Source organism: Halopenitus sp. H-Gu1, assembly GCF_041821145.1.
GTDB lineage: Archaea > Halobacteriota > Halobacteria > Halobacteriales > Haloferacaceae > Halopenitus.
The window spans coordinates 94281-107062 of sequence record NZ_JBGUBC010000008.1 but is presented as its reverse complement, the minus strand read 5'-3'; the positions used below and the strand labels follow the sequence as shown (position 1 = coordinate 107062).

11 protein-coding genes are annotated in these 12782 nt (G+C 66.0%); 7 read left to right on the top strand and 4 right to left on the bottom strand.

Annotated elements, in window-relative coordinates:
- Positions 1-39: 39 nt before the first annotated feature.
- From ACERIT_RS08160 to ACERIT_RS08150, 3 genes are read left to right on the top strand one after another with little or no spacing between them, the layout of a single operon-like run.
- A complete protein-coding gene (locus ACERIT_RS08160; RefSeq protein WP_373674383.1) occupies positions 40-1239 on the top strand; it encodes a CbiX/SirB N-terminal domain-containing protein in 1200 nt (399 codons plus the stop codon).
- A 52-nt stretch (positions 1240-1291) separates the two neighbouring features.
- On the top strand, positions 1292-1663 hold the full coding sequence (locus ACERIT_RS08155; RefSeq protein ID WP_373674346.1) for a DUF3209 family protein: 372 nt from the start codon (positions 1292-1294) through the stop codon (positions 1661-1663).
- 33 nt (positions 1664-1696) lie between these two features.
- On the top strand, positions 1697-1846 hold the full coding sequence (locus ACERIT_RS08150) for a cold shock domain-containing protein (RefSeq protein WP_373674382.1): 150 nt from the start codon (positions 1697-1699) through the stop codon (positions 1844-1846).
- Between the two features lie 155 nt (positions 1847-2001).
- Here the strand turns inward: ACERIT_RS08150 and ACERIT_RS08145 are convergent, their stop codons facing one another.
- From ACERIT_RS08145 to ACERIT_RS08130, 4 genes are all read right to left on the bottom strand, one after another.
- Complete coding sequence (locus ACERIT_RS08145) at positions 2002-2448, bottom strand: ferredoxin (RefSeq protein WP_373674345.1); 447 nt, start codon at positions 2446-2448, stop codon at positions 2002-2004.
- Positions 2448-3275: a CbtA family protein gene (locus ACERIT_RS08140; protein ID WP_373674344.1), complete on the bottom strand. Its 828-nt coding sequence runs from the start codon at positions 3273-3275 to the stop codon at positions 2448-2450. Before ACERIT_RS08140 ends, ACERIT_RS08145 begins: the two co-directional genes overlap by 1 nt.
- A 2-nt stretch (positions 3276-3277) precedes the next feature.
- Positions 3278-3502 carry a CbtB domain-containing protein gene (locus tag ACERIT_RS08135; protein ID WP_373674343.1) on the bottom strand — a complete coding sequence of 75 codons (225 nt, stop codon included), beginning with the start codon at positions 3500-3502 and terminating at the stop codon, positions 3278-3280.
- A 102-nt stretch (positions 3503-3604) separates the two neighbouring features.
- Positions 3605-5980, bottom strand: coding sequence for a VWA domain-containing protein (locus ACERIT_RS08130; protein ID WP_373674342.1), 2376 nt, complete (start codon positions 5978-5980; stop codon positions 3605-3607).
- Positions 5981-6014: 34 nt separating this feature from the next.
- On the opposite strand from ACERIT_RS08130, the gene cobN reads away from it, so the two are divergent.
- From cobN to ACERIT_RS08110, 4 genes are all read left to right on the top strand, one after another.
- Positions 6015-10079 carry a cobaltochelatase subunit CobN gene (cobN, locus tag ACERIT_RS08125; RefSeq protein WP_373674341.1) on the top strand — a complete coding sequence of 1355 codons (4065 nt, stop codon included), beginning with the start codon at positions 6015-6017 and terminating at the stop codon, positions 10077-10079.
- Complete coding sequence (locus ACERIT_RS08120) at positions 10069-10839, top strand: precorrin-8X methylmutase (protein WP_373674340.1); 771 nt, start codon at positions 10069-10071, stop codon at positions 10837-10839. The genes cobN and ACERIT_RS08120 overlap by 11 nt, the downstream gene beginning before the upstream one ends.
- Complete coding sequence (locus tag ACERIT_RS08115; RefSeq protein ID WP_373674339.1) at positions 10836-11744, top strand: cobalt-precorrin-7 (C(5))-methyltransferase; 909 nt, start codon at positions 10836-10838, stop codon at positions 11742-11744. Before ACERIT_RS08120 ends, ACERIT_RS08115 begins: the two co-directional genes overlap by 4 nt.
- Before the next feature lie 165 nt (positions 11745-11909).
- Positions 11910-12698 carry a CbiX/SirB N-terminal domain-containing protein gene (locus ACERIT_RS08110; RefSeq protein WP_373674338.1) on the top strand — a complete coding sequence of 263 codons (789 nt, stop codon included), beginning with the start codon at positions 11910-11912 and terminating at the stop codon, positions 12696-12698.
- The last annotated feature ends 84 nt before the right edge of the window (positions 12699-12782 follow it).

The following is a 12782-nucleotide window of genomic DNA, read 5'->3' as shown; positions in this document are numbered from 1 at the left end:
GCCACTCGTTCGGCTGCCCCAACGACCCCGGTGTCCGCGATGGATCGCGACGACGAAGCCGTGCTTCTGGTCGGCCACGGATCGCGTCGGGAGCGCTCGAATGAGCAGGTTCGGGAACTCGCGGCCGGCCTGGAGGAGCGGCTCGGGATCCCGGTCGATGCCGGCTTCATCGAACTCGCGTCCCCATCGATCGACGAGGCGATCGCGGGACTGGCCGCGACAGTCTCGCGAATCACCGTCGTCCAATTGTCGCTTTTTGCCGCGAGCCATGTGAAGACCGACGTCCCGCTTGCGGTCCGGACGGCTCGATCCGCTCATTCGGACGTCGAGATCCACAACGGATCGCATCTCGGGATCCACCCGGCGATCGTCGACCTGCTCGACGATCGAGCTACGACCGTCGAGGACGACCTGGAAGTCGACCGCGCGGACGCGAACGTCGCCGTCGTCGTCTGCGCCCGCGGATCGAGCGATCCCGACGCCAACGGTGACGTCCACAAGCTTGCTCGACTGCTTCGGGAGGGACGCAGCTTCGATCGCGTTGCTGCGTCCTTCATCGGCGTGACCGAGCCCCGTCTCGATGAGACGCTTCACCGGATCGCCACGGATCGCCCGGACGCCATCATCGTGCTCCCATACATGCTCGGCGATGGCGTGTTGACCGAGCGGATCCGTGACGGGACCGCCGCCTTCGACGACGAATACCCTTATGTCGACGCCGCGGCCGGCGACCCGCTCGGGACTGACTCGCGGTTGCTCGACGTGCTCGGCGATCGCTGGCAGGCGGCCCGCACCGACAGCGTCGAGATGTCGTGTGACACCTGTAAGTACAAGGTCGAACTCGACGGGTACGAGGAGGATGTCGGCGGTGCCCGAGCGATGCTCCGAGCGATGACACACCGGGAGTCCCACGCTGATCGGGACGACGTCGACGCGGAACCGCACGCCCACGACGCGCCCGAGGCTCACGTCGCGGTCTGTACGAATCAGACGTGCGCGGCCGACGGAGCGCCGGCGGTTCTCGAACGACTACGCCAGGCTGCTCGCGACTCCGACGCCTGCGAGGCGCGCATTACCCGCTCGTCGTGTCTCGGACGCTGCGGAGACGGACCGATGGTGGCCGTCTATCCCGATGGCGTCTGGTACGGAGACGTCGACGGGACCGACGCTGAACGCATCGTCTCCTCGCACCTCGATCGGGGACGGATCGTCTCCGATCTGGTCGACGTAACGCTGTGAACCGCTCGCGAAACACGCCGAACCAATCGAAACAACGGACACGACACACCACATGAGCTGTCACGAACTCGAAGCGCTTCGACTCGGAGTGATGAACGTCCTCGGTACCGGGGACCGAACCGCCCGCGAACACGCGGAGGCCGAACTGGAAGGCCATTTGGAGGGCCCGATCGAGGCCCTCGCGAACGCGGAGACGCTCGATGCGATCGAGCGCCATCTCGATGCGGCTCTCGTCGATCTGGAAGCCGAGATCGCCGAGACCGACCCCGATGATCCCGAATACGACTACCTGCGCGGCCGACTCGTCGCCGTTCGCGACGCCGAACGCGCCGTCCGGCGTTTGACCGACCAGGGGGAAAGCGTTCTCGAGGGGCTCGCGGACGCCCACGACGTCCTCCACGAGACCTTCCCGGCCGAGGAGTAACGGACGGTCCACCTACCACGGGTCCCGCGATCGATCGGAATTCCGACTGAGGATGCGGACGATGACGTTTTCTTCCACATGGAGGACGTTGGCGCCCCGGACCTCGAAGAAGGACAGGACATCGATTTCGACATCGAAGACGCCCCCAAAGGCCCGCGCGCGACGAACGTCGTCCGCAACTAATTCCGATACCGGATCGCCGCCTCGCGGCGATGCTGGACGTCGAATTCGTTTTTTCCACGCTTGAGTATTGAATACGGAGACGCATTTCGGTCCCTTGTGAGTCCCGAGTCCGCCGTCGTGATCCGTCGTTATTCGTGAACGGGTAAGCCGTCAATTCACTCCTCGGCGACGGCTTCGATCGCGGGTTCCTGCTTCCCCTCCTTCTTCTCCTTCTCTTCTTTTCCACTCTCCTCCTCCTTCTCTTCTTTTCGCTCCTCATTCCTCTCGATCCCTGATCGTGAGACGCCCGAAGCGTCCTCGCCGAACTCGGCAGCCAGAAGTTCCGGCACGTCCGTCGGTGTCACGTCCGAGTACCATCGGCTCCGCGGATGGATCGCGATCGCGGTCCCGTCCTCGCTACAGAGACCCAGACAGCTCGTCTCGGCGACGTGGATCCGCGACCAGAAGACGTCCCGGTCGCGAAGCCACGTCTTCACCGCCTCGAGGACCGCCTCACCGCCCGCGTTCCCACAGCAGGCGTATTCGGGGTCCCGTTCGGTCGTACAGACCAGCACATGGTCGGTGAAGCCGTTCGCGTGGACGTCGTCGGTTCGATCCTGCATCAGTCCCCACTCACCGCCGACTCGACGTTCGTCGATGCGGTCTGGGAACGCTCGGCCGTCGATCCATCCGGTTCGATCGTCGATCCATTCGGCTCGACCAGCGATTCGCCCGACGGCCCACGGCGCAGCCATGCGTGGGCGCTCGCGAGAACGGCCCACAGCAACAGTTGTCCGAACACGGTCATTCCCACCAGTCCCGCCGATAGCTCCGGAGGAAGCGAATTCTCGATCGGATTCGCGGGCGCAAGGACGACCGGAACGGCGAGCAGACCGAACGGCAACAGCGCAGTGATCGCGGCGCGGGCTGTCGACCGTCCACGCTTCCGCGAGAGGCGATCGAAGACGAACAGCGCGAGCAGACAACAGACCGTGCCGAGAAGTAGCAGTCCGGCGTACAGACGAATGCGGGTGGATACGGCGAGGAACTGCTGGACGCCCGGCGGCTGCGGCGGGAGGAGGAGCCACGGCACTCCCGAGACGGACAGAAAGCCGGCGGCGGCCATGGCGGAGTCGGGTATCACCGATCTCGGCCCGCCGGGAAGGATCGGCTCCAGGAGGTAGAAGCCGGCCCCGAAGACCGTCGCGCCGAGGAGGATCCCCCAGAGAACTCCCGAGACGACGCTCACCGCGTTCGTGACCGCCGACGGAACGACGCCATCGCCGCTACTGCCGTCGTGTTCGTGACCTGCCTCGATCGCCGTCTCGCCGTGGCCGAGCTCATCGGCGAACGCGACCAACGGATTGGCGACGATCGCCACGAAGAGGCCAAAGACGAGCCCCGCGAGGACCCCCGCCTTGAGCCCGCGAAGGACGTACTCGGCGAGCATCCTCAATGGCAGGTGACGCCGGCCGCGTGTCGGAAGCTATGCATCGAGTCGTGAACCATCGGCTCCTGGATGAACAATAGCGCGAACCCGAGGGCCGCGACGAGCATGATCCCCAAGGCGATCCTCGTCGGCGTGAACTCGACGCGCGCGTGGTCGATCCGCCCGTGAATCGTCCCCGGCGCGGCGCCGGATACGGTCTCCGTCGTGGCGTCGATCGCGGTCGTCATAATAAATACAAATTGCACAACATCAACTAAGGTTGTAAAACTTTCGAGTGAACGACGATCGACTTGTCTTCGAGTGACGTCCTCCGATCGCCGATTCCGCCGTCACCCCTCGTGTACGCTTCCTACGGCCGCGTCGATCCGATCGGCCGACAGCGCCGGTAGCGGGATGCGTTCCGCGAGGGTCTCCGCGACGATGACGTCCGTGAGACTCGATCGATCGCGGTCCCGATCGTTCCTGCCCGCGTCGACGACGACCACGTGTGTATCCGTCGCGGCGAGTTCGCGTGCCGCATCGCGCGTTTCGGCGCTCGGGCTTCCGTCCGCGACGTTCGTCCGTCCGTCGGTGACGATCACGACCACGCTCGCGGCGGGCTCCGCCCGGTGCAGGACGTCTCCGACGGTTCGCAATCCGGCCGGAAGCGGCGTCCGGTCGCCGGTCGGGATGTCCTTGAGATGGCGGGCGGCCAACTCGACGCTGTCGGTCGGGGGGACCAGTACGTCGGCGTCGGTCCCGGCGAACGCGACGACCGCGACCTCATCGCGGTGTTGGTAGGCGTCCTTCAAAAGCTCCAGAGCGGTTCCCTTGGCCGCGCGCATGGCCGGACGCATCGAGGCGCTGGCATCGACGGCGAACACGACGAGCGCGGCGGCGTTCCCGCGCCGAACCGAGCGTCTGAGATCGCGGGACTCGATCGCTCCGGAACCACGCTGGGTCGCCGCCCGGAGGGACGCTCCAACGTCGATGTCGGACGCTCGGGACGACTTCGTCGGCTCTGATCGGATCCGCGGTCCCGAGTCGCTCCCGCCGACTTCCGAACGCGTTCGTGACCCGGATCCACTGCCGTCGGAGGGACCGCCGTCGATCGGTTCCGGAATCGGGAGATCGGAAGCACTCCCCGGTTCGATCCCGGAACGCGACTCGCCAGGAACGATCGGGGTTTGGTCCGGTCGGTCCTCCACTCCGTCACCGCGTCCCTCCTCGCCGACCGGTTGCCGTTCGGATGATGCTCCCGATTCCTCACTCTCCCGATCGTCCGACCCCTGTCCGTCTCCGTCCGGATCGTCGACTCTGCCCTCGCCCGGATCGTCAGTTCCGCTCTCATCCGCAGTCGTCTTCTCGATCGTTCGATCGGGATCCGTTTCGGACGCTCCGTCGAGCGGTTCATTTGAGGAGCCGACTCCGCGCTCGTCCTCGTCGGTTCGGTTCTCGCCATTGCGGTCCTCATCGACCCGGTCTTGGCCGCCCGCTCGCTCGTCGCGATCGGTTCCGTCCTTCCCCGTATCCGGCTCTTCCGTCCTGTTCTCCGCGCGTTCTCCGTTACCTTCGTCCTTCTCGTCCCGTTCCGTTTTTCCTGCGTCCTCCGTCTCCTCCTCGGTCCGCTCCTCCGAGTTCGACTCCGATCCGTCGGAGTCGAAGTGGTCGTCGATGAGGTCCTCCGGATCGGGAGCCTCCTCGAACGGACGTGATCGCAACCGGTGGGGGAGCGCGAAGGACGCGGCCCGCCGGACGTCCGATTCGATGACTCGGCCGCGATCGTCGAGCGCCGCGAACGTTCGCGCGGCACGGGCGGTCGCGATGTCTCCCCGGTGTCCCTCGACGCCGGCGTCGCGACATAGTTCCGCGATCTCTTGGCGGAACGATCGGGGAAGCGAGACGTCCGCGAGCCGACGGCGTGCCCGCTGAAGCCGATCGCGGTACTCCGCCGTTCGGTCGGCGGTGTCGGATCGGTCGTCGCGGTCGTTCGGGTGTTTCTGGTCGGCGGTGTCCTTGGCAGAACCGATCGCCCGATCGATGATCGCCACCCGGTCCTCGATCGCTCGACATCCCTCGACGGTCGCCTGGAGGGCAAAGCGGTCGCGCAACTGTGGCCGGAGGTCACCCTCCTCGGGATTCATCGTCCCGACGAGCGTGAACTTCGCAGGGTGGTCCACGCTCACGCCGTCGCGCTCGACCCGATTGACCCCGCTTGCGGCCGCATCGAGAAGCGTGTCGACGAGGTGATCCTCGAGGAGATTCACCTCGTCAACGTACAGGATTCCGCGATTGGCTCGCGCGAGAAGGCCCGGATCGAACTCATAGTCACCGGCCAGTGCATCGGCCACGGAGAGCGTCCCCACGACGCGCTCGCGGGTCGCGCTCAACGGGAGGGTCACCAGTGGAACCGGCCGTTCGACCGCCGTGAGATCTGCCCGGGATCGGTCGCGACAGGCACCACACTGCCGGCCGGGATCGTCGGGTGGACAGCCGTAGGGACATCCCTCGACGACGACCTGCGTCGGGAGAAGGTCGGCGAGTCCGCGGACGGCCGTCGACTTCGCCGTTCCCTTCTCGCCGCGTACGAGGAGCCCGTCGAGATCGTCATTGGCCGCGACGGCGAGTAAACCACGCTTGAGTTCCTCCTGGCCGACGATCTCGCCGAACGAGGGCGCTTCGCCGCGATCGTGCGAAGCCTTTTTGTTCTTTCCTAAATCAATCATACTTGTCTTAGATTCATGGAGGTTTAACAACGTTATGCCAACGATCGGGATCTACACCGCGACCGAGAACGAACTGGGGGCGATCGGACGGGCGGCCGAGGAGGTCGACGCCGAACTGGTCGTCCGGTCGGCAAGCGACCTAGACGACGAGACGGACGCCGCCGCGTTCGTCGAGGAATTGACCGATGCGACCGCCGTGATCTGCTGGCTCCACGGCTCAGAGGGGAGCATGCCCGGCTACGAGCATGCCGTTGATCGCCTCACTGAGGCCGGGGTCCCGCTCGTAGTGAACTCGACGGGCGACGCCTACGCGATCGAAGACACGACCGTCGATCCGGCCGTCCGCGATCGCGTCTACGAGTATCTGGACCGAGGCGGGACCGTCAACGTCGCCAACTGCCTCCGGTTTCTCGTTGACGAATACGCCGGCACGGGGACTGGTGTATCGCTTGAGGAGTCAGATGCGTCCGTTGAGGGGGATGACGCCCCCGTCGACGGGAGCGTCGGCGACGAGGACCGTCCCTACGACGATCCCGTCTCCCTGCCGACGGAGGGCGTCTATCACCCCGATCGTCCCGGCGCGAGCTACGAGGAACTGCTCGCGAGCCTCGATCCGGACGCGCCGACGGTCGCCGTCTGGTTTTATGAGTCCCACTGGACCCACGAGAACCTCCGGTACGTCGACGCGCAGGTACGCGCGCTTGAGGCGCAGGGTGCGAACGCGCTCCCGGTGTTTTGTAATCCGGCCTCCGACACGGATGGGGGATGGGATGCGGAGCGCGTCACGGACGAGTGGCTCACCGACGCGACCGGCGAGCCGATCGTCGACGCCGTCCTCTCGTCGTTCATGTTCTCGCTGTCGATGGACGAGCGCGGTCGCGACGCGAGCGACGAAGGGGAATCCGCCGAGGACGTCTTCCTCGATCGCCTTGGCGTGCCCGTGATTCAGACGGTCACGACGATGCGATCCCGATCCCGGTACGCCGCAAGCGACACCGGCGTGATGGGCTTTGAACTCGCGCTCTCGGTCGCGCTTCCGGAGTTCGACGGCAACGTCATTACCCATCCGATAAGTGGCAAGGAGCGCACGGACGACGACGCCGGGATCGGCACGGCGCCGAAACAGCATTTCCCGATTGACGACCGGATCGACCACGCCGCCCGCCTCGCGGTCAACTGGGCCGAACTCCGGCACACGCCGAACGCGGAGAAGTCCATTGCGGTCGTCCTGCACAACTACCCTCCGAGCGACGACGGCATCGGTACCGCCTTCGGGCTCGATACCCCCGCAAGCACCCGAAACCTCCTGGCGGAGTTGGCCGATCGGGGCTACGACCTCGGCGAGAACGGAGAGACGACGTCCGCATCGGCTGACGCTCCGATCCCCGCGGACGGCGCGGAACTCATCGATCGGCTGACCGACCAGTTGACCCTCGACTCGCGGTGGGTTGCCCCCGAGGACGTCCGGGAGGCGAGTGTCGACGTCGTTTCCACCGGCCAGTATCGCGAGTGGTTTGGCGCCCTGAACGATTCGCTTCGTGAGAACGTCCGCGAGGAGTGGGGTGATCCCCCGGACCGACCGTTCGCGATCCCCGGCGTTGAGTTCGGTAACGTCATCGTCACGGTCCAGCCACCCCGCGGGTTCGGGATGGACCCCACGAAGGTGTATCACGACTCCGACCTCCAGCCCCCACACGACTACGTGGCTTTCTACGCCTGGCTCCGGAACACCTTTGAGGCCGACGCCGTCGTCCATCTGGGCACGCACGGCAGCCTCGAGTGGCTCCCCGGAAAGACGGTCGGACTCGACGCCGAGAGCGCCCCGGACGGGCTGATCGACGACGTCCCGAACGTCTATCCGTACGTGATCAACAACCCCGGTGAGGGAACCCAGGCGAAGCGGCGCTCGTACGCCGCGATCGTCGACCATCTCACGCCGGTGATGGGAAACGCCGGCACCTACGACGAGCTCGCGGAGCTTGAGGAGTTGGCCGATCGCTACCGAGAGGCAGGAATGGAGGACGCCCGAACCGACGACGGCGAGGGGCTCGAACGCCTCCTGTGGGAGACGGTTGCGGACCTCGATCTCGCCGTCGAACTCGGGATCGAGGGGACCATCGACGAACGGGCCACCGTCCGCGGCCCCGAGGAAGCTGGCTCGACGCTCGCCGAAGGGGACGTCGATGGTGACGACCTCGATGTCGACGCGCTCGTCGAGCGCATCCACGAGTACCTCACGGACGTGAAGACGACACAGATCCGCTATGGCCTCCACACCATGGGGGAGCCGCCTGCGGACGACCGGCTCGTCGAGTATCTGGTCGCCTTGACCCGACTGGAGAACCCTGGCGGGCCGAGCCTCCGTGAGAGCGTGGCCGGCGTCCTCGGGATCGATCACGAGCGGATGGTGAACGAACCGGGAGCCTACGACGAGGATCTCGGCATGACGCTGGCTGCCGCGGCCGACGTCGTTCACGAGACGAGCCTCGAACTCGTCGCGACCCTGGCCGAGCACGATTTCGACGTGCCCGACTCGGAGGTCGACGGCCGGACGCGCGAGGCGGACGAGGAGGACCCGTCCGGCTCCGAGACGGATCGCGAGGTGAACATGAATCTTCTCGTGGTCGACCTCGATCCGATCGGCGAGGCCCGTGCGAGCCCCGGGGCACACGAGGACCTTCGGGAGGCGCTGGCGTTCATCTGTGAGGAGGCGGCCCCGCGCGTTCACGGCGCGATCGAGGAGATCCCTCGAACGGCCGACGCACTAACCGGCGAGTACGTCCCGCCGGGCGGCAGCGGCGCCCCCACGCGTGGCGGCGTCGACCTCCTTCCGAGCGGGCGTAACTTCTACACGCTCGATCCCCGGAAGGTCCCGGCCAGGAGCGCCTGGGAAGTCGGCCGGGAGGTCGCCGAGGGCGTCGTCGACCGCCATCACGACGAACGCGGCGAGTATCCCGAGGAGATCGGCGTGGTCGCCTGGGGCACCCCAACGGTCCGGACCCGTGGCGAGACGATCGCGCAGGTGCTTGCGCTGATGGGCGTCGAGCCGGAGTGGACCGACGCCGGTCGAGTCGACGACGTGGAGCCGATCCCGCTTTCGGATCTCGGACGTCCGCGGATCGACGTTACGACTCGCGTTTCCGGACTCTTTCGCGATGCCTTCCCGCAGGCGGCCGGCGTCATCCACGACGCCGTCGAGGCGGTGGTCGCCCTCGATGAGCCCCACGACCGTAACTACGTCAAAAAACACGTCGAGGAGGAGACGGACCGGCTGGAGTCCGAGGGCGTCGAGGATCCGGAGGCGGCCGCCACCCACCGCGTGTTCACGACGAAACCCGGCGGCTACGGCGCGGGGACGAACAAGGCCGTCGACGAGGGGAACTGGGAGGACCGCGAGGACCTCGCCGACGTCTACACCCAGTGGGGCGGCTACGCGCTCGGGAAGCGCGGACGTGTCTCCGCGGCCCACGGCGCCTTCGAGCGTCGGCTCGGTAACGTGGAGGCGACGGTGAAGATCGAGGACACCGCTGAGCAGGACGAGTTCGACAGCTCCGACTGGTACGCCTTCCACGGTGGGTTCATCACCGCCGTAACGGCCATTGCCGGCGAGGAGCCGGCATCCTACGTCGGGGACTCGAGCGATCCCGACGCGGTCTCCGTGTACACTAACGAGGAGAAAGTCCGTAAGGCGATGCGAGCCCGCGTGCTCAATCCGAACTGGCTCGACAGCATGACGGAACACGGATACAAGGGAGCCGGCGATCTCTCGACTACCGTTGATGTCGTCCTCGGGTGGGACGCGACTGCCGGAGTGATAAGCGACACGCTCTGGGAGGACGTCGCCGGGAAGTACGCCTTCGACCCCGACCGGCGCGAGTGGATGCGCGAGGTGAACCCGTGGGCCCTCGAGAGCATCACCGACACGCTGCTCGAGGCGATCGATCGCGGGCTGTGGGACGCCGACGCCGGAACCGAGGATCGGCTCCGCGACATCAACCTCCGGGTCGACGGCGACCTTGAGGTGCGTGCGGGTGAAACGGACACAACGAACGACGCGACCGAGATCGATTCCCAGGAGGTGACGAGCGATGACGACTGAGGACGCCTCAAGTGTCGGGAGAACCGACGCCGGATCCGAGACGATCGACGAGTACGCCGATCTCGGTGCGACCACCGAGAACGCGATGGCGATCGCCGAGACCAGCATGGACCGGGTCCGCGAACTCGTCCCCGACGAGACGCTCGCCGACCGGATCCGCCAGAAGTCGGTCCACGCGACCGGCGATCCGGAGTTCCAGCATCTCGTCCGCTTTACCGGCGGCACCGATGACGGGAGCCGCCACGAGGACGATGACGCGCCGGTCCGTGCCGGAGCACGCGCGGTTCTGGAGCGACGACCGATCGTGACCGATATCACGATGGTGGAGGCCGGAATCACCGGCCGCGGCCACGACTGTCCGGTCAAAAAGGCGATCGGGAACGGGGCTGAGTTGGCCAACCGAACCGGAATGACTCGGACCGCGGCGTCCGTCCTCGAACTCGACCGGGAGGGCGTCTACGAGGATGCGATCGCCGTGATCGGGAACGCACCGACCGCCGCGCTCGCGCTCGCGGACTGCATCGAGGACGGGACCCGGCCGGCGGTCGTGGTCGCCACGCCGGTCGGATTCGTCAAGGCCGCTGAAAGCCGAACCCGCCTGCGGTCGGTTGCCCTCGAACACGGAGTCCCCACGATCACTAACGTCGGCCGGCGTGGCGGCAGCGGGCTCGCCGCCGGCCTGACGAATGAACTCGTCCACGTCGCAAGCGACGTCCGCGACGGGACGATCGACGCCGAGTGGGCGGACGATCCGCAATGAGCGACGACTACGATCTCGATGCTGGACCCGATCCCGCGGACCTGGCTGCGGCGGAACCGGAACCGCCGGTCGGATTATCGTCGGCTGACGATAATACGGCGGTGGATGGATCCGATGGGTCCGTTCCGATCCACGCGGTCGGGATCGGACCGGGGAATCCGGAGTATCTGACACCCCGGGGACGCCGGGCTATCCGGGAGGCGGACGTCGTCGTCGGATTCGAGACGGTCGTCGAATACGTCGGGGAAGCGATGGCGATCGACGCCGAGATCCTCGCATGCGGATATCGTGACGAGGCCGAAACGCTCGCCGCCTTTGCCGACCGCATCGCCGACGGTGCCGTCGGAACCGCGCTCCTGATGGGGGATCCGAACCATTCGGGCTACCAGTTCGTCGGAAAGGTACAGGCGGCCATCGACCGGCCCGTTCGAGTGATTCCGGGGATATCCTCTCTGCAGGTCGCGGCCAGTCGGGCGCGCACGCCGATGGAGGAGACGACCTTCGTGACACTTCACAAAAGCGGGGACCTCACTGCGGACCTCGAACGGCTTCGATCGGACGTCGGAGACCGCCATCTGCTCGTGTTGCCACGACCGTACGATCTGATGCCCGAGGACGTCGCTGTCGATCTCCTTGATGCGGGTGCATCCCCGTCGCTTGAGGCGATCGTTCTTGAACGACTGACCCACGACGACGAGACGATCGCGCGAACGACGCTTCACAATCTCGCCGAACGAGCGGATCGAACCACAGAATCCGACGGGACGTCGGGAGCTGACGGGAGTTCCGGATCCAACCAGACCTCGGAAGCCGACGAGACTTCGGGATCCAACGATTCGAACACGGACGCCGGGAAATCGCCGTTCTCCGATCTCTCCGTGCTCGCGGTCCGATCGGACGGTTGATTCGGGCGATCCACGCTCGAACCGTCCGCGTCCCGATCGACACGCTCCTTGATCCGGAGGATTCTCGAACAGTTGGGGTTCCTGCGACCACAACGTATTTTACATCCGACTCCCACGTCTTTAGCAAGCCAGATTGGTTTAATTAAACACAAGTTTATTTAACTCATGACGACCGATTCACTCCTGCTCATCGGCCGCGAGACGAGCACCGCACGCGACAGCTTTCGGACTCACGCCGATCGGCTCGTTCGACGCGCCGGGGTCGACGACGTCGAGATCGCGCTCTACGAGGAGGAACCGGTCCGTGAGCTCCGCGACCGGTTCGCTCGGATCGACGCCGACACCGTGTATGCCGTCCCGATGTGTGCCGCCCACGCGCACGATACGCTCGATGCCGTTCCCGGTGCGCTCTCGTACGTCGAGGGGGACGTCCGGTACTGTGAACCGGTCGGGCGAAGTCCGGCCGTCACCGACGTGATCGAGGATCGGGCCGCAATGTCGCTCCCGCCCGACGACGATGCCGCGATCGTTCTCGTCGCTTTCGGCAGCAGTTCGAAGCCGCACCACCGGCGCACGGCCGAGTATCACGTACAGCGTCTCCGCGAGCGGTCGGGATATGGCCAGGTGATCTCCAGTTATCTCGTGCAGAACCCGGCCGTCGAGTGTGTCCGATATGCCGTCGAGACGCGTCGAGCCGTAGCGGTTCCGCTCTTCGTGACTCGCTCTCCGGCGACCGAGGAGCGGATTCCGGCGGCGCTTGAACTCGACCGTGGCGGCATCGAGTACGCAGATCCACTCGGAAAACATCCACGAATCACCGACGCGATCCACGCGGAAATCGAGAGACGACGAGCACTCTCGACGGACTCCTCCGAGGATGCTACCTTCGAGGATCGGTTGACGCGAACGACACGCCCCGTCGCGACCGACGGCGAGGGGATCCACGACGCCTGATCGGCCCGGATTCGAGATTTCGTCCGCATTCATGCTTCACGCGTTCGATCGGCGTCGGTGACAGCGTCGGATTCGATGACGGTG